The sequence below is a fragment of the Parvularcula bermudensis HTCC2503 genome (assembly GCF_000152825.2).
GTDB classification, from domain to species: Bacteria; Pseudomonadota; Alphaproteobacteria; order Caulobacterales; family Parvularculaceae; genus Parvularcula; species Parvularcula bermudensis.
Genome location: NC_014414.1, coordinates 1,984,662 through 2,008,521, shown reverse-complemented (window position 1 = coordinate 2,008,521; position 23,860 = coordinate 1,984,662). Strand labels below are relative to the sequence as shown.

Below are 23,860 nucleotides of genomic sequence, written 5' to 3'. Positions count from 1 at the left end.
TCGGGAACATTTGGGTGCCGGGGCCAGAGCTTAGCCTGCCAGCAATTCTTTCATGGTCGCCCCCAGACCGGCGGGGGAAGGTGACACCGAAATCCCGGCCGCCTTCATGGCCTCGATCTTCGCCTCGGCGGTATCGGCGCCCCCCGAAACGATGGCCCCCGCATGCCCCATGCGCCGTCCCGGCGGCGCGGTGACCCCGGCGATGAAGCCAACGGTGGGTTTTTTGACCTTGCTCTCGGCGAGAAACGCCGCCGCCTCGGTCTCCGCCGAACCGCCGATTTCACCGATCATGATGATCTGCTGAGTCTCGTCATCGGCAAGGAAAAGCTCGAGCACGTCGATAAAATCCATGCCCTTGACCGGATCCCCGCCAATCCCGACGCAGGTTGATTGCCCTAGGCCGACCTGGGTCGTTTGATGCACCGCCTCATAGGTGAGAGTGCCGGAGCGCGAAACGATCCCCACCGATCCGCGCCGGTGGATGTGGCCCGGCATAATCCCGATCTTGCATTCATCCGGTGTGATGACCCCTGGGCAATTGGGGCCGACAAGCCGCGTCTTGGACCCTTCGAGCTTGGCTTTCACCTTGACCATGTCGAGGACCGGAATGCCTTCGGTGATGGTGATGACGAGGGGAATCTCCGCTTCGATCGCTTCGATGATCGAGGCGGCGGCGAATTTCGGCGGCACATAGATCACGGAGGCATCGGCGCCGGTTTCTTCCTTGGCCGCCTGAACCGTATCGAACACCGGTAAGGTCGCGCCACTGGCCACCTCGCCGGCTTCCCACGTTTGGCCGCCCTTTCCGGGGGTCACCCCGCCCACCATCTTGGTCCCATAGGCAATGGCATGCTCCGTATGGAATGTACCGGTCTTACCGGTCAGGCCTTGGCAGATCACCTTGGTATTCTTGTCGACGAGAATGGACATCGGCACTCCTTTCGGCACAAGCGGGCGTAGACAGGGCAGCGTTAGACGTGCCCTCTCCTCGGGACAAGCGCGCTGATGGTCGTAATGACAGCGGATCGATCGCAATGGCGATTTTTTTGGAATCGCCCGAGACTTCGAAAGGTAATCAAGCATGGCTGAGAGGGGGCGGACGATGGGACCGAACGCCGTGGACAATTGCGCCCGTCCCCTGCCCGGCGGACCGGTCGTGCTCCCCTTCCCTCTCTATTTCATCCGGCACGGCCAAACCGATTGGAACAAAGAAGGCCGCTTTCAGGGGCATTCTGACATTCCTCTCAATGACACCGGCAAGGCGCAGGCGGGCCGCAACGGCCAGACCCTCGCCGCCCAGCTCGGCCCCGCCGCAGCAGCGTATGATTTTGCGGCCAGCCCGCTGTCCAGGGCACGGCAAACCATGGAAATTATTCGGAACGCCCTCGGATTGCCGGCCTCAGGCTACACCCTCGATGCGCGATTGCTGGAAGTCGATTTGGGCGATTGGAACGGCCAAACGGTCGCCGACATCGAGGCGCACTCCCCCGGGATATGGAAAAAGCGGCAGGCCGATAAATGGGCGTTCGCCGTCCCCGGCGGCGAGGCCTATAAGGATGCAGCAGTCCGAATCCGACATTTTCTCGAGGATCTCCGACGTCCGACGGTGATCGTTGGCCATGGCGCGTCGGGGCGGATCTTGAGGGGGTACTGCATCGGCCTCGATCAGTCGCGGGTGGGGCACCTCCCCTCCCCGCAGGATCGGGTGTTCCATCTCACGGAGGGCACCGAGACCTCCCTGTGACCGACCTGTCGCCGCTCCCCCGGCCGGAGGGGCATCGGACAGGGCGTGCTTAAAGGGGAGTGATCGTCACCATACGGTCAAGGCCCGCAAGATCGCGTTTGACGCTGACCTGATGGACGGGGAAGGACCGCCTCAACAGGGCCGTCACGGCGGCGGCTTGATCGGCCCCAATTTCGAGGAGGGCCGTGCCTTGGGGCGCCAGACGCTGGGCGATGACGGGGCCCAGAACCCTATAGGCGTCAAGACCGTCCGCCCCCGCCCTTAGCGCTTGCCGCGGCTCATAGCTCTCAACGCTCGTCGGGAGAGACTGGTCGTCAGGGATATAGGGCGGATTGGAGAGAATGAGATCGAACGGCCCTGAGGGCGCTGCCTCAAAGGGGACCGGCGCCAAGCCCAGCCTTCCCTCGACCCCATGGCGGCGAGCATTGATCCGGGCGACGGCCAGGGCCTCGGCTGACAGGTCAATCGCCTCCCCCCGACTATCGGGGCGCTCGGCCAGGATCGTCACCGCGATACAGCCGCTGCCGGTCCCAAGATCGAGGAGCCGTCCCCCATGGGGCAGGGGGCGAAGGGCCGCCTCCACCAACAACTCCGTTTCCGGCCGCGGGATCAGGACCGCCGGGGTCACGTGAAAGTCGCGGCCAAAGAATTCCTGCTCCCCCGTCAAATAGGCCACAGGCTCCCCCCGTCGGCGGCGATCGAGAAGAGCGGCAAAGGCCGTGAGAGGCTCCAAGCCCACCTCCTCCTGATCGGCGGCAATCAGCGCCGCCGGACCGCATCCTAGAACATGGCCCAACAGCACCCGCGCATCGAGCGCCGCGGTCGGGTAGCCCGCCAGGAGCTGTCTCGCCGCTGCCCGAAGTGGGGCGACACGGCACGGCGCCCCCTCCGCCACGCCAACGCGCCCAAGGATCGACAGGAGATCCTGATATGCTGATGAGGAGACTTGTGTTCTGGGGGACAATGGCTTTCCAATAGGCTTGAGGGTCGATGGGAGGGAGAGCACTCCATGAAGTTGCGTCTAACGAGCGCCCTTTTGGGAGGGGCCGGCTGCCTCGCGATGATCGGGTCGCATACCGGCATCGCCCGGGAAACAACACTCTATATCGGTGGATCCATCGGCGGCAGCTTCCTCGGCAATTCCTCCAATGAAGGCCGATTGACCGAAGATTTCCTGATCACCAACTCTCAGTCTCCCCTTGATGGCACCACGTTGCCGGACGGCACACCCCTATCGTGGGAGACCGAGTTCCACGATAGTGCGACCTATAGCGGGGTTCTGGGCCTCTCGCGCTACAATATTCGTGTGGAGCTCGAGGCGGCCTCCGTCGAGTATGATGTCGATGTTCATGACGGCTTTCGCCTAGCTGGCGTCCCGGCGAGCGAGATTGATGCCGCCGCTCTCCTCCCCAATTCGACCACATCCACCAGTGTGAGCGTGGGCGATATCATAGGAGACGCGCGCGGTAGCCTCCAGACGACCTATTGGATGGCGAACCTTTATATCGATGCTGACAGCCCCTTTTCGCTGCTGACCCCTTATTTTGGCGGCGGGGTCGGCATCGCCTATAACGACCTCACCTATGCCCCGTCGGGCTTGACGATCGTCGATGACGATGAGCCGGCATTCGCCTATCAATTCATGGCCGGGGCCAGCTACGCGGTCCTCCCCAAGCTGAACATTTTCGCCGAACTGGGCTATCGCGGCACCTCTGAGATCGAGTTGACTATCAGTGAGACGACCTTTGCGAATCAGGCGGCCCTGTTCGATGGCCAACTCGATATCGAAAATGGCGGTGTCATCGCCGAGATCGGCCTGCGCTACGATTTCTCGGCCCTTTGAGGTCGCGCAGGCTACTTAGTGCTGGCGTCCGATTCCATCGCCGCCAGACGTTCAGCCTGATCCTCGACAATAAGGGCATCGATCAAGTCATCGACCGCCTCACCGGCAATCACTTTGTCGAGCTTATAAAGGGTCAGGTTGATGCGATGGTCCGTCACCCGCCCTTGGGGGAAATTATAGGTTCTAATCCGTTCGGAGCGATCCCCCGACCCCACTTGCCCCTTGCGTTCCGCCGCTCGCTCGGCGGCGACACGGCTCCGCTCCGCCTCATAAAGCCGTGCCCGGAGCACCTTCATCGCCTTGGCGCGGTTCTTGTGCTGTGATTTTTCGTCCTGCTGGCTGACGACCACCCCTGTCGGAATATGCGTAATACGCACAGCGGAATCGGTCGTGTTCACCGACTGCCCCCCCGGCCCGCTGGCCCGGAACACATCGATCCGCAAATCGCTCTCCTGGATGTCGATATCAATATCCTCAGGCTCGGGAAGAACCGCAACGGTTGCCGCTGACGTGTGAATACGTCCTTGGGTTTCGGTCTCAGGCACCCGCTGAACCCGATGCACGCCGCTTTCAAACTTCAGCCGTCCGAAAACATTGTCGCCCGACACATTCGCCTGAATTTCCTTGTAGCCCCCGACACCGCTCTCGGTGGCTGAGAGGATTTCGACCCGCCACCCCCGTGTCGCGGCATAGCGTTGGTACATCCTGAAAAGATCGCCGGCGAACAGGGCCGCCTCGTCACCGCCGGTGCCCGCCCGCACCTCCAGGATGACCGGCGCCTGATCCGCCTTGTCCTTGGGCAGGAGCATGAGCTGGAGGTCCGCCTCCAGCCGCTCAATCTGGCCGGTGAGGGAAGCGATTTCTTCCTTGGCCATCTCGGCCATTTCCGGGTCGGTGCTCTTGGTCAGCCCCTCGGCATCGAGGAGACCCTGTCGGGCGTCGGTCAACAGCAGAGCGGCTTCCGCCACGGGCTTCAACTCGGCATGTTCCTTCGACAAGCGGACGATCTCATCGGCCTCCGTCGCCTTGGCCATCTTGGCCTCGACCTCAGCGAACCGCGTCTTGAGCGCATTGAGCTTGTCTTGGGGGATCACCGTATGCACGCTTTCCGTCTGGCCGGGGCGCCATGATCTGCCATGTGTCTCCCCCGCGACACAAGTCCAGGTCAAGCTGTCGCCGGGGGGCGAAGGCGACCGCCCCCCCTTGAGCCCTCAAACTCCGCAGGGCCGTTTCGATCAACGGTTGCAGCTCCTGTTCAAGGCGGACCCCCTCCTCTGCGATCACCTGATCGAGAAAGGCAAATTCTCGCATCGCCACCATGGCGTAATAGTCATTGGCCATATCGATCCACGGCGTCCATCCAAAGGCGCCGGGGCTCGAAATCGTCGGCTGATCAAGACAAGCGTCGCTGAAGCGGGGCGTATCGCATTCGATCCAAACGCCGGTCGCATAGTGCCAATCCGTCCCCGTAATCCCGGTGACCTGGGGGCGGCTGCCAAAGATCACATCGGCGGTCCTGTCCACGGCAAACGCCTCAAGATCGGGTAAGAACTGCTCCGCCAGCAGAGCGCGGAGAAGTTTCTCATAGTCATTGGGTGATGAGACAGCGCCCCCCGCAGCCCGCGGATTGGTGCGGCTGGGGGATTGAAATTCCGTATCCGTCATCCCCAGTGGCGCAGCCGTGACGGTTTCAAAGATTTCGGTATAGGGGAGCCCTGTCGCCACCTCGGCCATGGCCGCCGCGATCTGGAGATGGGCCGGCCCGTAATAGAAAATCTCGCCGGGTTCCGCTTCCACCCCCTCGTCGTGATAGCGCTTCGCACACTCCTGCAAGGTGATAAAAGGATTGCTGACGCATCCAGGGGACAGGACGGGGGTCGCATCAAACCCTGAAGTGAAACCAAGGAGGTGCCGCAAGGTGATCCGGCTGCGGACGTCCGCAGGGTCGTCAGTCCAGAAATCAAGATAATCCTGCGGCTGATCGTCGAGGGAGAGGACCCCATCCTCAACCAACCGATAAAGGGTGGCGCCGGACAATATTTTCGCCGCCGATGCGGTGAGAATCGCTTCCTCCTCAGGAAAAACCCCTTTCTCATAGGCGAAGAGGCGGCCATCCCGGTCCCCGATAATGATCAGCAAATTATCGACGACGGAGGCATCGGCGGCCTCGACCACCGGCGCGAACAGAACATCGATCGGTTGAGGCTCAGGACCTGGGTCGGGATCAGGATCAGGATCAGGATCAGGATCAGGAGGTGTCCCCGGATCGACCATGTCCTGCAAGCGGGATCCGCTTTCGCTGCACCCCCCCAAAAAAGTCCCAATGGCCATCACGACCAGGAGCAACCTGAGCCCACGCATACCCCACCCCGCTGGGTCGTGCCGAAAACACGCGACCAATCCCCATTCTTGGAAGGGTTATGACATGGTTACCGGGGAGACACACGGTTTTTGTTGCAGAGCAGCATGACGCACCATGGCGAGGAGATTAATGGGGCATAGGCGCGTTAGCGCCGCGCCCGGAGCTCTTCGAGGGCGCGCTCGATCAGGGGTTGCAATTCCTGCTCGAGGCGGACGCCCTCCTCGCCAATCTCTTGCTCGAAAACCCCGAATTCCTCCATCGCCACCATGCCGTAATAGCCGTGGGCAAGATCGATCCACGGGGTCCAGCCAAAGGCCCCTGGGCTTGAGATCACGGCCTCTTCGGCACACGCTTTCGTGAAGCGGGGAGCATCGCATTCAAGCCATGCCCCGCTGGAATAGTGCCAATCCGATCCCTCGATGCTCTTGACCTTCGGGCGTCCCCGAAAACGGGCATTCGGGGTCCGGTCTTCGGCAAAAGCGGAGAGATTGGGCAAGAACCGCTCTGACAGAAGCGCTTGCAGGAATTTCTCGTAATCCACCGGGCTCGACGTGGCGCCGCCGGCGGCCTTCGGGTTTTGCCGGCTCGGCGATTTGAACTCTGTATCGGTCATACCGATCGCGGCGGCGGTGACCGTTTCGAATATCTCGGTATAGGGCAGACCCATCGCCTGTTCGGCCATGGCCGCCGCAATCTGGAAGTGAGAAGGCCCGTAGTCGAACACCCCGCCTGGATCCCCGTTCAGCCCGTCTTCGTAGTATTTTTGCGCGCATTCCTGGAGGGTCATCAGTGGATTGTTCGCGCATCCCGGTGAGAGCAAAGGATTGCTGTGGAAGCCGGAGACAAAGCCCAGAAGATGGGCGAGTGTGATCTCGCTCCGCGGGTCCGCTGGATCGGTGGTCCAATAATCGAAATACGCGCTTGGCCGATCGTCGAGGCGCATCACGCCGTCCTCGATCAGCCGGAAAAAGGTCGCCCCCGATAACAATTTCGCGGCTGACGCCGTGAGATAGGTTTCCTGCTCCGGGAAATGCCCCTTCTCATAGGCAAAAAGGCGCTCATCCTCATCGCCGAAAACCACCAGCAGATTTTCCACGGGCGACGCCTCAATGGCGGCGATGATGGGCGCGAAGAGATCTTCGTTCTCCGCCGCCTCAAGGGGAGCCGGTTCAGGAGAAGGTTGAGGGGCCGGCTCGGGATCGGGGCTCGGCGTGTCGTCGCTGGGACCGTCGGGGTCGGCCCCCGAGGCGGTCGGCGTCCCCACGCTCCCCGCGCTGGGGGCCGTGTCCGCGCTGCCGCCACCGCCCCCACCGCCGCAGGAAGATACGAGGCATAGCAGGGCAATTAAGGCTCCCGCTCCCCAAATCTGCCGTCCCATTCCCCAGACCCCAACTCATTACAAGCCTTAGGTGTACGAAAGAACGGATAATATTTTCCTCGTTCGGCTCTTTAATGGTCAGGCCGAGTTCAGGACTTTATTAAGGACGAATCGGCGTCGTCTTTATGTGACACGGCATTTTTGTTCGATGCCGGTCATTCGGCGACTTGCGCCGCCGCAGCCTGCTCTTCTTCAAATTTTGCCGCTTTTTCTTCAACCAGTGCCACGAGACGGTCGATCATTTCCTCGTTTTTGAGCTTGAAGGCCGGGACGCCGCCCAAATACGCCATCCCCGCATCTCCCCCGCCGCCGGTGAACCCGATGTCGGTCTCCCGCGCTTCGCCCGGCCCGTTCACGACGCAGCCAATAATCGACAGGCTCAGCGGGGTGGAAATATGCGCCAGCCGCGCCTCGAGGGTCTCGACGGTGCGGATCACGTCAAATCCCTGGCGGGCGCAGGACGGACAAGAAATCACATTCACCCCGCGATGGCGCAAGCCGAGGGATTTGAGGATGTCATAGCCCACCTTCACCTCATCCTCGGGTTCAGCGGACAGGGAGACACGGATCGTATCGCCGATCCCGGCCCAGAGGAGAGAGCCAAGGCCGATGGACGATTTGATGGTCCCGATGCGATAGCCGCCCGCCTCCGTCACCCCCAGATGCAAGGGCTTGTCGGTGGCCTCCGCCAGGGCCTGATAGGCCGCGACGGTCAGGAAAACATCGGACGCCTTCACCGAAATCTTGAATTCGTGGAAGTCCTCCTCCTCAAGGACCCGGGCGTGGTTGAGGGCACTCTCCACCATCGCCTCCGGGCAGGGCTCGCCATATTTCTCCAAAAGGTCCCGCTCGAGGGAGCCGCCATTCACGCCGATCCTCATGGAACACCCATTGTTCCGGGCCGCGCTGATGACCTCAAGCACCCGCTCCCGCTTACCGATATTCCCCGGATTGATCCGCAAACAAGCGGCGCCCGCCTCGGCGGCCTCAATCCCCCGCTGATAGTGAAAATGGATATCGGCCACCACGGGAATGGGGCTCAACCGGCAAATTTCCGCCATCGCCGCGGTCGATCTTTTGTCCGGACACGACACCCGGACGATATCGGCGCCGGCTTCGGCAATCCGCTCAATCTGGTCGAGAGTCGCTTTGGCATCGCCCGTATCGGTGTTGGTCATGGACTGAACAGCGATCGGGGCGTCGCCGCCCACAGCGACGGGGCCGACATGGATCTTCCGGCTGGGTCGGCGCTCAATGTCGCGCCAGGGACGGATACTCATGACCTTCCTCCAATCAACAGGGGGCCGCCAATAACCAGGGGGAACGGGACAAGGGGCTGCCTCTCCTCACATAGGCCGACCGATGACAGGGCTCAATCGATGGCGCCGAATGAGTGGAAAGGCGATGGCGGCCAACGCTTGGCAAGGACGGGAATTTGCCGGGCTAGGGCCGCTGAAAGACCACGCGGCTCGTCCGGCGACTATCGAAGACATTCTCCCCGTTTTCCTGAGCCGGAAAGAAGTCCCACCGTGCCACGGCGGCCACGGCGGATCGATCGAAACAGGCGTTGGAGCTCTCCGCCACCTGGGGGTTGAGGACCTTGCCATACCGAGAAACGTCATAGGCGACGACCACGACCTCGCTGGCCGCGGCTTCGCTCTCACACCGCGCCGGATAGACCGGTTCAAGGGCCATCCGGATCATGGCGGGAACCCGTCCTTGCGGCGCGGCCTCGGCGCTGACTTGCGTTTCTGCATCGGAGATCGCTTGAGCCGCCGCTGGTTCGGCCGCCAGTTGCGGCGCTGTGGCCTCAACGACGATGATCTCGTCCGGGTCCACCGCGTCCGGCGCCTCGGGGGCGGTCAGCTGGGCTGGAGCGGCGGTGCCGGTGACCCTGTTCACCGGGTCGGCCTCGGCATCAGGGCCGATCGGATCCGACGCTGGAGCGTCGCCGGCGGCCGGCGGCGGCGATTGCGTTTCGAGTTGCGCAAGGCTCTGGGCATTCAGCTCATTTGCCGTTGAGGAGGGGCGGTCGGTGGCCGGTGTCTCAGGGGCCGACATTGGGCGATTTTCGTCGAGAAACGCCGCCGCCTCAGCCGCGAGGGCCTCGGTCAGGGCGGCCTCCCGGGCGGCCCGTTCCCCCGCTTCAAGGCTCTCGGCCAACCGAGTGGGATCAAGCGTCACCACCGGATCCCCGCCCGTCTCTCCTGCCCTCGACAGTTGCGGCGCGCTCTCGCGCATCGTCCCCTCATTTTGCGGCCCAATCGAGGTGCCGACTTCGTAGGTCACGGCGGAGTCAGCCCGGGCGCTTTCCACGATGGGGACGCCATTGAGGGACGCCGTCTCCACCGTCTCCGGCGCCGCCGCTTCGAGGACACGCCAAGAGACCCAGATGATGCCAAGGGTTAGGACCACGACTGAGGCGATTCCAACGCGCCGCTGCTCCTTGGGGATGGACGAGGCCCGCACCGCCGGCTCATCTTGGGTCGGGGCCGCCCCATAGCCATAGCCCGCATCGGCCTTGAACCGCTCGACCAAACTGTCTTCGGGCAATCCGGTAATCCGCGCATAGGCCCGCACAAACCCCAGCGTGTAGGTTTTCGCCGGAAGATCATCGATTGCCATTGTCTCGATCGCTTCGAGGCGCTCAGACTTGATCTTGGTTTGTCGTGCGACATCTTCGCGGGTCAGCCCCATGGCATCGCGCGCCGCCCTCAGCATCGCGCCGGCATGGGGATAATCCGCAGACAGAATGGTCGCCCCCTCCGCCGAAAGCGATTCTTGCGCCGGTTCCGCCGCGGGCGCTGAAAATCCCTCAAGACGCCGAGCGAACAGCGATTCAGGCCCATCCATAGCGGTTCGATCTCCCGTAATTCGGCCTCACCGAGACAACACTTCTTAAGGGTACGCCCCTTCGGCGAGGATGGCGAGAGCTCTGACTTATCTTGACTTCGCAAATGAACTCGTAACTGTCCTGATCGTGGTCAAGACGGCGATACTCGATACGCCCACTTTTGGGACCGGTCCCCATAGGCTCTTAAATGGGCTTGGGCCCAGCGCTCTTTCGCGCGTCTCGACGGCGCTGGCTGGCCTGTTCGACCGGCAAATCCTGCCTGCGACCCTGTTCCAGGGCGAGAGAGCCGAGCCGAGCGGCGCCGATCTCACGGCAGACCTCAACGATTTGGCAAAGGCGCTGGGGGAGGCGGGCCTCAGCCGCGATCCCGAGCTGTGTGACCAATATAGCGGCGACCCTGCCCCCCTTACGCTCATCCTCCAGCTTGAGGGGCTTCCGCCGGCCCGTCTGGCCGTCTTGACCCCCTCCTCCGACGAGGCCGCGGCCGAGGCCGTCAGCGAGGCGGCGGCCATGGGGTTCATCCTCGATGGTGGGACCCGGCCCATCGCCCTTAAACCTCCGCCCCCCGCCCCGCCCCCAGCACCACCGCGGACACCAAGGGGTGGCCCGCTCCGGCTGGAGGTGAATGCGATGGCGAATTGGGACGACCTTGCCGCCTTGGCTCCGGCACATGCCGCCTATATTGCCAGTCTCGCCCCTTGTTTCTCCTCGCCCCTCGAAGCGGCGCGGCAAGGCGCCGTGGGAGCGGTCGCCATTGCCGAGGCGTTCGATCGCCCCTGGCGTTTCTCCTTCTCCCTGCCCCCTCGCAGCTCGGGCATCAGTGAGCGCACCTGGCTATTTGCCGATGCTCAGCAGGCAGCAGAGACCGCCAGGCGCGTCGCCACCACGTATCAGCCGTTCCTGGTCGAGACCTTTCCGTTGATCGACGGAAGCGTCCTGGCGGCCGCCGGCATGAGCCGAAAGGCGACCCGCTTTGAGGAGACGCCGCGCAAGGGCGCCGCGCTCCGCCTCGTGGCAACAGGCCCGGCGGTCGTCCGACGCCCCCTCCTTCTCTCGGCGAGCTGGGGCATTGAGAAAGACGGCGGGGTCTGTCACTGGCGGGCACCGCTCGAGGGGCGCCGTCACCTCGGCGCGCTTGCCGTGGCCTCGGGCTGCGCCCGGGTCGAGCGCGAAGGGGACAATCGGCTCCCGACCCCAGCCGAAGCGCTGTTCTGCCCGCGTGTCTTGGCGATCAAAGGCGCGATCAGCGAGCGAGAAGTGCTGTGGTACCCCCGCGATCTCGACCGCTCGGTGGCGGAATTGTGCGAGGTGATGGGTCTTCCCCCCAGCGTCGACACCCAAGGGCGAGAGGCACGCCGAGCACAATCGGCGCGCGCCGCCGGATGACGGAATCGCCCGATTTACGTCTCGATCTACGGGGCTTGCGCTGCCCCCTGCCGGTCCTCCGCTTGGAGGCGACCTTAAGGGCTGCGGCGCCCGGCACCCGCATTGAGCTGTCCACCGATGACCCCCTGGCGAAGATCGATATTCCCCACGCGGCCCGGCAGGGCGGACATGAATGTCGGTGTCTGATCGACGGCGAGGTTTGCGTCTTCGAAGTCACAAAAGCTGAGGGGGCCCCGTGAAAACGATGACGGAGGGGTGCCAAGGCGGTTTGAAGGTGTTAACAATAGTGAAGGTGACCTGGTGGGCGATGGGAATGGCTCCTTCCCCGGCGGGATGAAGAGGGGATTGAGGATGGGATCGTTCGGCACTTCGACCGGGGGGCGGCGGCCGCTCCGTTTGTTCGTGGCTGGCGCGTTGGCACTGACCACGGCATTCAGTGGAACGGCCTTCGCGGATTTCGAAGACGCCCTTCGGGCCTATGCCCGTCACCCTTCTGGACAAATTGATCAAACCAAGGTGCTCGAAGCCCTCGACCTTTGGACCAAGCACGCGATTGCGGGCGACGTGCGCTCGCGGCAAATTCTCGGCGATATCTTCACCAACTCCCCGCTCTTCCTCGTCGGTGGCGGCGAGGAAGCGCCGACCTTCAGCCCGGTGGAAACCGGTGTCATCACCAAGGATCTCGAGCGGGCGCTGGCCTGGTATACCATTGCCGCAACCCATGATTTTTCGGCCTATAGGCAACAGCCCGATTTCGCGCAGATCAATGCCCGGGCCTATGCCAGAGACCGACTGCCGATCCTCCGCGCCGAGATGAGCACCGAGCAGGTCAAGGAGGCGGAGTCCTTGATCGTCGAGATCCTGTCATCGGGGTCCGCTTTCGATCTTTATCGTCTGGGAACGATGTATCAGCAGGGCACCGGCCTGCCGAAAAGCAATGTCGAAGCGCTGAAATTCTACCGGCTCGCCACCAATCGGGCGCGCAATGCCAACCCTCTTGCGCTGAAGGCCGCCGACAGCATTCGTGAGCTGATGACACCGGACGAGATCGAGACCGCCCTCAAGCTAGAGGGTGAGTGGGAGCCGCCGCTGCCCGAAGCGTTCAGCCGTCCCTCGCCGATGCTCACCGATCTGGAGCAGAAAACCCGCGTTCTTCAGCAGCGTCGTCTTGCCTTGGCGATTGAGGAGATCGAGCGGGAATTCAGCGGCAATGACGATATCGTCCAAAACGCCCTCGCGGCTCTCGGGCTCTATCTGGGACCGATCGATGGCGATGTCGGGCCGCAGACCCGTAAGGCAATCGAGCGGTTCCAGTATAATTTGGTCGAGGACAAGGACAGTCTCACCCCCGAGCAAAAGCGGGACGGGATGACCGGGGTGCTGACGCCCCCTCAGAAAGTTGCTCTCATCGCCGCCGCCGCCGGGGTCAATCATCCGCAGTCGCAGTATATCTACGGCGTGATGCACGCTGAGGGGATCGGCGTTCCTGTCAATGGAGAGGTGGCGGTGACCTGGCTGAAGAAATCCGCGTCCTTCGGCTATCCCCTCGCCCATTATGCCCTGGGACAATATTACCGGGAGGGGATTTACGGCGACGATCCGGTCGACCCCAGCCGATCCGAGGCGGCCCATCATTTCGGGCAAGCCATCGGCCTTGGCTATGCCCCGGCGCAAAAGGCACTGAACGAATTATACGAAATTACCTATGAGCCGACGAGCCATGAGTAAGAAGTCGATGTCCGAGGGAATTGCGATGAACCGCCCTGTGATCCGTACCGCCCTTGGCAGCCTCATGGCCGCCTGCCTGATGACCGCCGCCATCGCCCCGGCGGCCGCCCAAAGCTTTGGTGGCATGCCTACCATCACCCCCCAGGATCGCGCCAAAGCGAAAGCCCGGGCGGCGGCGAAGCAGGAAGAACTCGAAAAGGACAAGCGCCTGCCGCGCTATGTCGTCGTGGACCAGGGCGGGTATGCCGCCGATCAGGACGTCCAGAGCTATAGCTCCATCCAGGACGCCATCGACAATGTCGCCTGGGGGGGCGTGGTTGTCGTCCGTCCGGGGATTTACTTCGAAGACCTTGAACTGACGCGATCCGTCAGGATCGAAGGTCAAGGCAGCGGACCGTCCCGCCCGCGGATCCTTCCGGTGAAACGGACGAAGGCGGCGACGGGGGAAAACGGATTGGTCGATGGCAGCTGCGTGCGGTTCGACCCCGAATTGCCCAGCGAGCATGTGCAGATCGAAAATGTCTCCTTCGAGCCGGCCTGGATGCAGACCGACAGATCGCTGATTGCCCTCTATCAGGATCGGTTCGGCGGATCGGTGGTCATGGCGAGCGAGGGGCTGACCGAGCCCTGCGTCGACGTACGGCGCGGGATCTTCAGCATGGTCGGCGCCGCGGTCGATGGGGCGGGCCACCATAATGGGGAGCTGGTGAAGCTTGCCGGTGGGATGGCGCTGCTCGAGAAAAACCGGGTCTCCGGGGGACGCATGGGCATTGCGGTCAGCCAGACCCAACCTGCCTGGGATCGGGCCGTGTTGATCGATAATATCGTGTCGAACAATTATCATCAGGGGGTCAGCCTCGATGGCAGCGCTTCGATGTTGGCGACAGGGAACCTTATCAACACCAATGGAGTGGGGCTCAGCTATAGCGGCTCCGGCCCCGCCACCCTTGTGGGCAATAAGATCCTCGACAATGCCAGTCACGGGGTCCTTCTCGAAGAGAATGCGCGAGAGGTTCTGGTGCGCCTCAACCAGATCTGGTCGAACCGCGGTGACGGGATCAAGGTCATCAATTCCGGCGGCCTGATCGAGGATAACGACATTGACGGCAATAGCGGGGTCGAGGTCTCGACCCTTGGCCATCTCAATTCCGTCCCCACGATCATCAATGATGTTCAGGCCAACACCGCCTCCCCGGCGCCGGTCAATCGTCGCCAACGCAATGGCATCATCGATTGGCAAGTGGGGAACCGCGACACCGATACGGCCGTTATGACGGGCGCGCCCGTCAATCGGCGCTAAGCGGCGCCCTTTCCTTAGGGATCCATCGGGGGCGGTCGTCTCGCTCCCCTGGAGGGCGAGGAGTGGGCCGCTCGCGACCGCTCCTGTTTCTCCCTTCTCCGCGCCTCAACACATAAGGGCTCGCCATCCGGCGAGCCCCTAACTGTATTCGAAACGATGGGATGTCGACATCAGGGGCAAATGGCGCTTCTGCCGTGTCGGCATGGGGAAAAGCCCCCTTGCCGATCCCGACAGCCTCGCTTCGCGCCCTTCGGCGATCAGCCTTCGGCGTTCACCGCGTTTTGCGGATCAATCCGAATGCCCGGCCCCATGGTCGAGGTCAGGGCAATCCGTTTGATATAGGTGCCCTTCGCCCCGGAAGGTCTTGCCCGGTTCACCGCCTCGACGAATGCGCGGACATTCTCTTCGAGCTTAGCGGCATCAAAGCTCGCTTTGCCGATCCCCGCATGGATGATGGGCTGCTTCTGGGTCTTGAATTCGACCGCGCCCCCCTTGGCGTCCTGTACCGCCTTCGTCACATTCGGCGTCACCGTCCCGACCTTCGGATTGGGCATCAGCCCCTTCGGGCCCAATTGCTTCCCGAGGCGACCGACAAGCGGCATCATGTCGGGGGTCGCGATGACCCGGTCGAAATTAATCTGACCATTCTGCACTTGCTCGACGAGATCTTCGGCCCCGACGACATCCGCCCCGGCGGCCCGCGCCTCCTCGGCTTTGTCGTCCTTCGCAAAGACCGCAACCCGCACCGTCCTGCCCGTGCCGGCGGGGAGGTTCACAACCCCCCGCACCATTTGGTCGGCATGGCGGGGGTCGACCCCGAGATTCATCGCAATTTCGATGGTTTCATCGAACTTCGCCGACGCATTTTCCTTCACCAGAGCGACCGCGTCGCTCACCGAACGCAATGCCAGCGCGTCGAGATTTTCTTTTGCATTCCGCAGACGTTTGCCTTGCTTCGCCATCGATCAGCCCTCCACGTCCAAGCCCATGGCCCGCGCGGACCCGGCAATAATCTTTTCCGCCGCATCGAGGTCATTGGCGTTGAGATCGTTCATCTTCGCCTCAGCGATCTCGCGAAGCTGGGCCTTGGTCACTTTACCGGCGGTTTCCTTGCCGGGGGCCTGAGACCCCTTGGGCAGGCCGGCGGCTTTTTTCAGAAAGTAGGAGGCCGGCGGCGACTTGGTCTCGAACGTAAAGGACTTGTCCGTATAGATGGTAATGATGGTCGGGACGGGCATCCCTTTTTCCATCTCCTGCGTGGCGGCGTTGAACGCCTTGCAGAATTCCATGATATTAAGTCCCCGCTGACCGAGCGCGGGACCAATGGGCGGCGACGGATTGGCGGCGCCGGCCGGTACCTGAAGCTTCAGGTAGCCTTGAAGTTTCTTTGCCATGTTATCCTTCCTGGTTGGCGAAGGGATGCGGTGCGGTGGGCACATGGTCTTGACGTGCCGTCACCTCCCGCAAGCGCTGGGCCCTAGCTGCCCACATGCCAAGGCGCAAGCCCTGCCCCCCTTCAACCAAGGCCCCGTGACATGAATAGGCTGGACTTTGCTGCAAGGGTCCGGGAACCTCTAGGCACAAGCTCAGAAGGGGGCAGCTCATGTTACATCGCTTTATCGGTATCCTTGCCGCCCTATTATTCGGTTGCAGCACAGGCCTTGCCGCCCCCGCCCCGGCAAGCCCAACCCATTACACGCCGACCGACACCATCTTGATCCTCGGCGCGGTGCCCCAGGAAATTCCTCCCTTCGTGGAGGCGATGACGGCACCGGAGAAGAAGTCGCTCTGGGGCATTCCCTATTGGGAAGGGATGATCGACGATACGCCGGTGGTGGTCGCGATTACCGGCATCGGCAAAACCTTCACCGGCATGACAACAACCCTGTTCGTGGCCGAAATGAAGCCGCGGCTTGTTCTGATGAGTGGAACCGGTGCCCGGATTGACCCCACACTCCGCACGGGAGATGTCATCGTTGCGACAGTGACCTATGAGCATGATTACGGCAGTTTGACAGCGGACGGTATGGTCTATCGTCCGATGAATGGCCCGGATAATGGGGCGGAGATGGAGAACGCCTTCTCGCCCCCCGCTGAGCTCCTCGCCCGCGCCGACGACGCGATCGCCGCCTATGAGGGGCCTGAGGTCTCGGCCAATGGCGAGACCTACAATGTGACAGCGCGGCGCGGCGTTGTTGCGTCCTCCGACCTTTTCGGCGTGACCACGCAGCGGATCGAGACCCTTCGTACGCGCTTCGACGTTGATATTATGGAGATGGAATCAGCCCCCCTTGGCCATGTCGCCGTCTCTCTCGGGGTACCGTTCTTGGTGATCAGGGCGGGGAGCAATATCGCTCAAGAAGCGCCCAATGACGATTATTTGCGCCTTGGCCCCATTGCCGCGCGTCAGGCGGCCCATTTCACCCTGCACCTTCTCGATTATCTCTGATAGACCAGCAGACGGATTGCCTATGGGCGGACAGAAAAATGCCGCCGGATGACGGCCATTCCTTATCCAAAGACCGCGATTTGTTGAACCCCCGACACCATGGCGGTGCCATCCTCCGCCCATAGCTCCATCCATTGATGGCTGCCGCCGAGCCCCAATGAGGTCGTCCGGGAGCGGAGCAACCACCATTCACTATCGACGTTGGCAGGGTTTGGGTGAAAGTTCATTTGCCAGGTCACGGAACTGACCGCCGCGGCGGGCCCTAAGGACAAGGCCGCCGGGGGCAAGGCATCGCCAAGAAGGCATAGGCGTGTCTCTCGGTCGAGGCCTGCCCCTTCCCGTAACCGAACCCACCATTGAAACACCCCGCGCTGGGCGGCGCCGCCATGGCGGAGATCAAAATTCTCGATAAATCTCGGCATTATGGAGAGCCGAGGGACATCCTTCGCATCACTGACGGGCGTCATCTCCGCGGGGAAGGTGGCCGTCTCGTACGTGGCCGCCGCCTCCTGGGGGCGGGCAAAGACAAAGGTTCCCGCAAGACCGACCCCCTGCTCGGTCTTCAAATCGGCGCGCACAAAAAGAGTGCTGCGCCCCTCCCGAAGCGTGACGGCCTTTTGCGTTAAGGGGCCGGTCAAGGGGCTGACAAAAGCAATTTGGACCGACCGCAAATGCGCATCGGCGGCCGCATGGGCGCGGGCCGCCCTCAAGGCCAGGGCGGCGGAATACCCGCCATAGGCCGTGCGTCCCTGCATCCAGCGCTCAGGTACCGTCGGCGCGTCCGCCGACAAACAATCGATCAGTGCGGGCGTCGCCATCAGTTGGGTCCTTTTGCTTTTTCCGCAAAAGTCCAGGCCATTTTCGAGAAGGGCTCAATCATTGCCGCAGCCTTCATCGCAAAAGGGCTCGACGCATTACCCATCAGAGCCCGCTTTTTGACCCCCTGCAAAATACCCACAAGACGGAAGAGATTATAGGCGAAATACCAGTTGAGGTCCGGTACGCCATCGATGCCTGTCCGGGCACGGTAAATCGCCACGGCCTCATTGACCTGAGGAATACCCAAGGCATCGAGATCGGCCCCCATCAACCCGGCCTGGCCTTTATAGACAGGCAACGACCATTGCATAAGCAAATAGGTAAAGTCCGCCATCGGATCGCCGATCGTCGACAATTCCCAATCCAGAACAGCCAGAATCTCAGGACTATCGACGTCGAACATGGCATTATCGATGCGATAATCGCCGTGAATGATCGAGCTTCGCTGCTGCGCAGGCACTGTTTCCGGCAAGAACTCAATCAACCGCTCGACCTCGGGGATATCGTCCGTCTCTGCCGCTTTATATTGTTTGGTCCATCGCCCGATCTGACGCTCGAAATAATTGCCCGCCTTACCGAAGTCAGACAGGCCAAGCGCCTGATAATCGACTGAGTGGAGGTCGCCCAAGGTCTCGATCAAATTGCGATACATCCCGCCGCGTTCCGCTGGCGTCGCATCGGGGATCAGACCATCTGATATGGTCCGTCCAGGAACGAACTCCATAACATAAAACATCGAGCCGATCACGTCATCATCATCACACAGACAAAACGGCTCGGCGACGGGTACGGGGGTCTCGCTGAGGGCCGAAATCAGCCGATATTCACGATCCACCGCATGGGCTGACGGCAGGAGATCGCCGAAAGGTTTGCGCCGAAGCACATAATCCCCCCCCGGTGTCGACAGCCGATAGGTCGGGTTTGACTGACCGCCCTTAAACTTTGTCACCGTCACGGGGCCGGCAAAGCCATCGATTTCTTTCTCGAGCCACGGAACGAGCCGGTCGAGGGGCAGATCGTGGGGTATCTCGTCGGTCATATTGTCCTCCCTATCTGATGGCGCCGTCGACGGCGCCATCCTGCGATCGGACGGCGTTAGCTCGCCTGATCTTTTTGTTGTGTACGCAACCGCATCAGCCCTTCTTGGGTCGTTTCGGCGACGAGCTTGCCGTCCTGCGTATAGAACCGACCACGATTGAGGCCGCGCGAATGGCCTGCCCATGGGGCCTCACAAGTATAGAGGAGCCATTGGGTGACATCGACATCTTCGTGGAAATACATCGCATGATCGAGACTCGCGGCGACCATGCCGGGGGAGGTGTACCTGACCGCATGGGGCCGCATGGCCGTGCCCATCAGTCCGATATCGGACACATAGGCGAGAAATCCGCGGTGCAAGATCTGGCTATCCTCGGGCAGCGGCCCCCAACTCCTCAGCCAGAGGCTCATCTGTGGGGGGGCCTCTGTGGGCACGATATCGTCCCGCGGCGACACACGGCGGATTTCGAAAGGGCGCGGTTTGCGTAACAGATCAATGATGAGCGGGGGCCAATGGCCATCCTTCTCCTCCGCCAGGGCATGATCATTGATCAACTCGTCCGGCTTCGGCTCTTCCGGCATGGGCGCCGCATGGTGCATCCCCTCTTCTTCGACGGCGAAAGAGGCTGCCATGTTCAAAATCGGCTCGCCGCCCTGAATCGCGATCACCCGGCGGGTCGCAAAACTACGCCCGTCAAAGTCACGTTCCACCTGATAGATGATGGGCTTGGTCGCGTTGCCCGCTCGCATGAAATAGGCGTGGAGGGAGTGAATTTTCTTCTCTTCCACCACCGACCTTGACGCCGCAATGACCGCTTGTCCCAGCACCTGGCCGCCGAACACCCGGTTCTTGGCCCCAGGATAGACAGGCCCGCGATAAAGGTCGCGATCGATCGTTTCGAGATCTAGAACGGAGATGAGCCGGTCGGTGATATCTTCATGGCTGACGCTCACGGCAAAGTCCTTTCTCTGGCGCGGGCTCAGGCGCGGGGCTCGCTTAATCGCGCTTTGATCTTCTCAAGGGCCGCCTCGGCGGCGGCGGCATCTGGTCCCCCGCCATGGGCCAGGTCCGGCTTTCCGCCGCCCCCTTTTCCGCCGAGGGCATCGACGCCGATCCTTACAAGGTCGGGCGCCGGCCATTGCTCGATCAACGCATCGGACACCCCGACCGACAGACTGGCCTTGTCCTCGGCGGTCGCGATGAAGGCGGCGATCACCTTTTCATATTTCTTCTTTGCATCGGCAATCAGGCCACGGAGTTCCTTGGCCGGCACCCCTTCGACCACCTGACCCACAAAGGTAATATCGCCGACGGTCTCGGTGCGGGGCCCGTCCCCCCCCCCAAGGGCCGCCTTTTTACGGGCTGCCACCAGGTCTTTTTCCAGTTTCTTGCGTTCGTCCATCAGCTGGCTCAGCCGCGCGGGAAGATCGGCGATCGACACCTTCAGCGCCGCGGCCGCCGCCGCCGCCGATGCCGCTCTCTCCTTATAATAAGCGCGGGCGGCCTCGCCCGTGACCGCTTCGATCCGGCGCACGCCGCTGGCAACGGCCCCCTCTGACACGATGGCGAACAAGGCGATGTCGCCGGTCCGCGCCACATGCGTACCGCCGCATAGCTCCATCGAATAGGGCCGCGCGGGATCCGCTGGATCCTCGCCGAGCCGCAAGACCCGAACTTCGTCCTCGTACTTCTCACCGAACAGCGCCATTGCCCCCGCCGAGATCGCGTCTTCATAAGGCATCAGCGAGATCTGCCCAGCATCGTTCTGACGGATGATGGCGTTCACCTCCGCTTCGACCTCATCGATTTGCGCCGGGGTGAGGCCATCATTGTGGGAGAAATCGAAACGGAAGCTCTCGGGGCCGACAAACGACCCTTTCTGGGTGACGTGATCGCCAAGGTGGCGCCTGAGGGCGGCGTGGACGAGGTGCGTGGCGGAGTGATTGCTCTTGATCCGTACTCGCCGTTTCCCATCGACCTTCAGCCGCAGGACATCTCCCTCTTTCAGCGTGCCCTTATCGATCCGCGCCTGATGGACATGAAGGCTCCCCGCCCCTTTTTTCGTATCGGTGATGACGAGGCGCACAGCTTCGCCTTCTGCGGTTCCGGCATCCCCGGCCTGACCGCCACTCTCCGCATAGAACGGGGTCTGATTGGTGACGAAGGCGATCTCCTCGCCCGCCCCGCTTTCAGCGACCCGCTCACCGTTTTGCGCCATCGCCAAGACGACGCCCTCGGCCTCCTCGTGGACATATCCGATGAAATCCGTGGCGCCACTATCGGCTTTCACGTCGAACCAGACCGTCTCCGCCGACGCATCGCCGGAGCCTTGCCAACTTGCCCGCGCCCGCGCCTTTTGGGCCGCCATGGCGGCATCGAAGCCCGCCTGGTCGAGGCCGTAGCCCGCGCGCCTTAGGGCATCCTCGGTGAGGTCGAGGGGAAAGCCATAGGTATCGTAGAGCTTGAACGCCGTCTCCCCGGCCAGGGTCCCCCCTGGGGTCAAGGATTGCGTTTCGTCCGCCAGGAGCTTCAGCCCCCGATCAAGAAGATCAGCAAACCGTTCCTCCTCGACCCGGAGGGTATCCTGAACAAGGCTCTGTCCTCGGATAAGATCGGGATAGGCGCCCCCCATCTCCGCAACGAGGGCCGGGACGAGTTGGGTCAACAGCGGATCCTTCGCCCCCAATCCGTGGGCGTAGCGCATCGCCCGTCGCATGATCCGCCTCAGGACATATCCACGCCCCTCATTGGACGGGGTGACACCATCCGAGATGAGAAAAGACGCGGCCCGCAAATGGTCGGCGATGACGCGATGGGCGATCAAATCGTCACCCGTCGCCGGTCGCCCCGTCACATCGACGGAGGCGTCGATCAGCGCGCGAAAGAGATCGGTCTCATAATTGTTGTGGATCCCCTGCAATACTGTCGCGATCCGTTCGAGACCCATGCCGGTGTCGATCGAGGGCTTGGGGAGGGAGAGGCGCTCTCCGTCCGGTTGCTGATCGAACTGCATGAACACGAGGTTCCAGATCTCGATGAAGCGATCGCCATCCTCCTCAGGCGACCCCGGCGGACCGCCGGGGATTTGAGGGCCGTGATCGTAGAAAATCTCAGAGCAAGGGCCACAGGGCCCGGTATCGCCCATGGACCAGAAATTGTCCGCCGTCGCGATCCGGATGATCCGCTCCTCCGGCAGGCCGGCAATTTTCTTCCAAAGGCTCGCCGCCTCATCGTCGGTGTGGAAGATGGTGACCAGCAGCTTTTCCGCCGGCAGGCCGAAGACCTCGGTCAGCAAGGTCCAGGCATTGATGATCGCCTGTTCCTTGAAATAATCGCCGAAGGAGAAATTCCCCAGCATCTCGAAGAAGGTGTGGTGCCGGGCGGTATAGCCGACATTGTCGAGATCATTGTGCTTCCCGCCCGCCCGGACGCATTTCTGCGCTGAGACCGCCTTGTCATAGGGGCGCTTATCCGCCCCGGTGAAGACATTCTTGAACGGCACCATGCCCGCATTGATGAACAGCAGGGTCGGGTCGTTCTGGGGCACCAGCGGCGCGGAGGGAACGATCTCATGGTCACGCTCTTCGAAGAAACTCAAAAAGGCCTGACGGATATCATTGACGCTCGTAATCATCCAAGACGTCTAGGCGTGCCGCCGGACGGGAGCAATCGCCTGTCTGATTTGCCGGAACAACCTCCCCCCCCTTTGTCGTTTAAAGGAGAGGAATTGGAGGAACTGTCCCATGCCCAAGGCAAAAATGTCGAAAAAAAGCCGGGCCGACCGCGCAGAAGAAGCCCGCGAGGGGCAGGCCCCCTATCAAGATGAAAAAGCCTTTGGCGGCGCCCCGCGCGGCTATGATGCGGCCAGCGAGCGCTTTCCGGATCGTCCCTCTCCCCCCGCCCCCGATGAAGAGGTGACGGAAGAAGGCGAAGAGGACCAATCGGCTGACAAGGGTAGTTGAGGTCAGGCCGCTTTGGAGAGATCGCCGAACTCGTCCGCAATATCGAACACATCCGCCATCAAGAGGATTTGACCCTCTGGATTGGGTTTAAACTGGGCGATGAAGAATTGATACAGTCCCGGCAGGGCGTCCCCCACCCATTTTTGGCCATCGCGTTCGACCCCGACGACCCCCATTTTCACCTCATCGTTCACCGGTGGGCTCATGGATACGAGGAGATAATCGCCGGTCTTGGCGTATTCGATGTCGCGATCCTCACAGAGCTCCGACAGCGCGATCGCGTCGGCGCCCGCCGCCTTGATTTTCGGTGCCATCTTGCAAAGCGATGGATAGGACAAATCCCACCACCGGAGCCGCAACAGGGCCGCCACCGTCTCGTCTGAAAAGCGCATGCGGGTGATTTTGGCGGGTACGCCACTGACAATGGCGAAGGGGGGGACATCCTTGGTGACCAACGCCCCGGCGCCGATCACCGCCCCCTCCCCGATAGTGACCCCCGACAGCACCGTCGCCCCGAACGAAATCACGGCGCCTGAGCCAATGGTGATGGGCCCGCGCGTTTGGACCTCAGCGCCGGGAAATGCCGGGATGTCGTATAGGTTATTGATACCGGACAGCTTGTGAAGGGTGGTGTTCAATACCTCCGCATGTGGATGTTCGCCCCCGGCGACGAAGGTGACCTTCCGCGCGACCTCAACGAAATCGCCGATCCGCAATAGGTCGCTGCTCTTTGGCAGGCCGCCGTAATTCCGCATCCGGGTCAGGGCCAGCACAGATTGGCGCCCGCCTTGAGCCCGATAATCATTTCCCGGATCATAGAATTTGAGCCGATGGCTGTTCAGCATGAACTCACCAGGATGGTTCTTGCCCTCCACCGCTTGCACGCCTGGGTGGCTGAGGATCCGTTCTAGTAGAGCGGTTGTGTCACTGGTCATGGGGAGGGGCGTAGGGGTGTTCGGATCGGGTGACCAGCACTCTTCCCCCTTAAAAAACCTC

22 protein-coding genes are annotated in these 23,860 nt (G+C 62.1%); 8 read left to right on the top strand and 14 right to left on the bottom strand.

Annotated elements, in window-relative coordinates; translation table 11 throughout:
• Positions 1-30: 30 nt before the first annotated feature.
• On the bottom strand, positions 31-930 hold the full coding sequence (gene sucD / locus PB2503_RS09505) for a succinate--CoA ligase subunit alpha (RefSeq protein ID WP_013301037.1): 900 nt from the start codon (positions 928-930) through the stop codon (positions 31-33).
• Positions 931-1,102: 172 nt separating this feature from the next.
• On the opposite strand from sucD, the gene PB2503_RS09500 reads away from it, so the two are divergent.
• Positions 1,103-1,744, top strand: a complete 642-nt coding sequence (locus tag PB2503_RS09500; RefSeq protein WP_013301036.1) for a histidine phosphatase family protein — start codon at positions 1,103-1,105, stop codon at positions 1,742-1,744.
• 49 nt (positions 1,745-1,793) lie between these two features.
• Here PB2503_RS09500 and prmC read toward each other — a convergent pair whose 3' ends face one another.
• Positions 1,794-2,708, bottom strand: a complete 915-nt coding sequence (gene prmC / locus PB2503_RS09495; protein ID WP_158305842.1) for a peptide chain release factor N(5)-glutamine methyltransferase — start codon at positions 2,706-2,708, stop codon at positions 1,794-1,796.
• A gap of 45 nt (positions 2,709-2,753) precedes the next feature.
• Here prmC and PB2503_RS09490 point away from each other — a divergent pair, with 45 nt between their 5' ends.
• Complete coding sequence (locus PB2503_RS09490; protein WP_013301034.1) at positions 2,754-3,587, top strand: outer membrane protein; 834 nt, start codon at positions 2,754-2,756, stop codon at positions 3,585-3,587.
• Positions 3,588-3,598: 11 nt separating this feature from the next.
• Here the strand turns inward: PB2503_RS09490 and prfA are convergent, their stop codons facing one another.
• The 5 genes from prfA to PB2503_RS09465 all read right to left on the bottom strand — a co-directional run bounded on the left by prfA (position 3,599) and on the right by PB2503_RS09465 (position 10,180).
• The gene (gene prfA, locus PB2503_RS09485) at positions 3,599-4,681 is read right to left on the bottom strand and encodes a peptide chain release factor 1 (RefSeq protein WP_013301033.1); all 1,083 of its coding nucleotides are present in this window, start codon (positions 4,679-4,681) and stop codon (positions 3,599-3,601) included.
• The gene (locus PB2503_RS09480; protein ID WP_013301032.1) at positions 4,635-5,948 is read right to left on the bottom strand and encodes a serine hydrolase domain-containing protein; all 1,314 of its coding nucleotides are present in this window, start codon (positions 5,946-5,948) and stop codon (positions 4,635-4,637) included. Before PB2503_RS09480 ends, prfA begins: the two co-directional genes overlap by 47 nt.
• 146 nt (positions 5,949-6,094) lie before the next feature.
• Entirely contained in the window at positions 6,095-7,327 is a 1,233-nt protein-coding gene (locus PB2503_RS09475; protein ID WP_041534970.1) for a serine hydrolase domain-containing protein, read from the bottom strand.
• Between the two features lie 155 nt (positions 7,328-7,482).
• Positions 7,483-8,607, bottom strand: a complete 1,125-nt coding sequence (ispG, locus tag PB2503_RS09470; protein ID WP_013301030.1) for a flavodoxin-dependent (E)-4-hydroxy-3-methylbut-2-enyl-diphosphate synthase — start codon at positions 8,605-8,607, stop codon at positions 7,483-7,485.
• Between the two features lie 163 nt (positions 8,608-8,770).
• A complete protein-coding gene (locus tag PB2503_RS09465; RefSeq protein ID WP_013301029.1) occupies positions 8,771-10,180 on the bottom strand; it encodes a TonB family protein in 1,410 nt (469 codons plus the stop codon).
• Positions 10,181-10,250: 70 nt separating this feature from the next.
• On the opposite strand from PB2503_RS09465, the gene PB2503_RS09460 reads away from it, so the two are divergent.
• The 4 genes from PB2503_RS09460 (at position 10,251) to PB2503_RS09445 (ending at position 14,595) form a co-directional block, all read left to right on the top strand.
• Positions 10,251-11,567, top strand: a complete 1,317-nt coding sequence (locus tag PB2503_RS09460) for a hypothetical protein (protein WP_013301028.1) — start codon at positions 10,251-10,253, stop codon at positions 11,565-11,567.
• Positions 11,564-11,806: a sulfurtransferase TusA family protein gene (locus PB2503_RS09455; protein ID WP_013301027.1), complete on the top strand. Its 243-nt coding sequence runs from the start codon at positions 11,564-11,566 to the stop codon at positions 11,804-11,806. Before PB2503_RS09460 ends, PB2503_RS09455 begins: the two co-directional genes overlap by 4 nt.
• Before the next feature lie 112 nt (positions 11,807-11,918).
• On the top strand, positions 11,919-13,295 hold the full coding sequence (locus PB2503_RS09450) for a peptidoglycan-binding protein (RefSeq protein WP_013301026.1): 1,377 nt from the start codon (positions 11,919-11,921) through the stop codon (positions 13,293-13,295).
• Entirely contained in the window at positions 13,288-14,595 is a 1,308-nt protein-coding gene (locus tag PB2503_RS09445; RefSeq protein ID WP_148235244.1) for a right-handed parallel beta-helix repeat-containing protein, read from the top strand. Before PB2503_RS09450 ends, PB2503_RS09445 begins: the two co-directional genes overlap by 8 nt.
• Before the next feature lie 257 nt (positions 14,596-14,852).
• Here PB2503_RS09445 and rplA read toward each other — a convergent pair whose 3' ends face one another.
• Positions 14,853-15,557: a 50S ribosomal protein L1 gene (rplA, locus tag PB2503_RS09440; RefSeq protein WP_013301024.1), complete on the bottom strand. Its 705-nt coding sequence runs from the start codon at positions 15,555-15,557 to the stop codon at positions 14,853-14,855.
• A gap of 3 nt (positions 15,558-15,560) precedes the next feature.
• A complete protein-coding gene (rplK, locus tag PB2503_RS09435) occupies positions 15,561-15,989 on the bottom strand; it encodes a 50S ribosomal protein L11 (RefSeq protein ID WP_013301023.1) in 429 nt (142 codons plus the stop codon).
• A gap of 209 nt (positions 15,990-16,198) precedes the next feature.
• Here rplK and mtnN point away from each other — a divergent pair, with 209 nt between their 5' ends.
• Positions 16,199-17,044 (top strand): 5'-methylthioadenosine/S-adenosylhomocysteine nucleosidase, encoded by an 846-nt coding sequence (gene mtnN / locus PB2503_RS09430; RefSeq protein ID WP_013301022.1) that lies wholly within the window; start codon positions 16,199-16,201, stop codon positions 17,042-17,044.
• A 62-nt stretch (positions 17,045-17,106) separates the two neighbouring features.
• Here mtnN and PB2503_RS09425 read toward each other — a convergent pair whose 3' ends face one another.
• Genes PB2503_RS09425 through alaS form a run of 4 tightly spaced genes read right to left on the bottom strand, consistent with a single transcriptional unit; the run spans position 17,107 to position 22,533 of the window.
• Positions 17,107-17,862 carry a thioesterase family protein gene (locus PB2503_RS09425; RefSeq protein ID WP_013301021.1) on the bottom strand — a complete coding sequence of 252 codons (756 nt, stop codon included), beginning with the start codon at positions 17,860-17,862 and terminating at the stop codon, positions 17,107-17,109.
• Positions 17,862-18,902 (bottom strand): phosphotransferase family protein, encoded by a 1,041-nt coding sequence (locus PB2503_RS09420; protein ID WP_049782050.1) that lies wholly within the window; start codon positions 18,900-18,902, stop codon positions 17,862-17,864. Before PB2503_RS09420 ends, PB2503_RS09425 begins: the two co-directional genes overlap by 1 nt.
• Positions 18,903-18,958: 56 nt before the next feature.
• Complete coding sequence (locus PB2503_RS09415; protein ID WP_013301019.1) at positions 18,959-19,855, bottom strand: acyl-CoA thioesterase; 897 nt, start codon at positions 19,853-19,855, stop codon at positions 18,959-18,961.
• 26 nt (positions 19,856-19,881) lie between these two features.
• Positions 19,882-22,533 (bottom strand): alanine--tRNA ligase, encoded by a 2,652-nt coding sequence (gene alaS / locus PB2503_RS09410; RefSeq protein ID WP_041535549.1) that lies wholly within the window; start codon positions 22,531-22,533, stop codon positions 19,882-19,884.
• 112 nt (positions 22,534-22,645) lie between these two features.
• Here alaS and PB2503_RS09405 point away from each other — a divergent pair, with 112 nt between their 5' ends.
• On the top strand, positions 22,646-22,864 hold the full coding sequence (locus PB2503_RS09405; protein ID WP_013301017.1) for a hypothetical protein: 219 nt from the start codon (positions 22,646-22,648) through the stop codon (positions 22,862-22,864).
• Positions 22,865-22,866: 2 nt separating this feature from the next.
• Here PB2503_RS09405 and PB2503_RS15050 read toward each other — a convergent pair whose 3' ends face one another.
• On the bottom strand, positions 22,867-23,799 hold the full coding sequence (locus PB2503_RS15050) for a CatB-related O-acetyltransferase (RefSeq protein ID WP_013301016.1): 933 nt from the start codon (positions 23,797-23,799) through the stop codon (positions 22,867-22,869).
• Positions 23,800-23,860 lie beyond the last annotated feature (61 nt).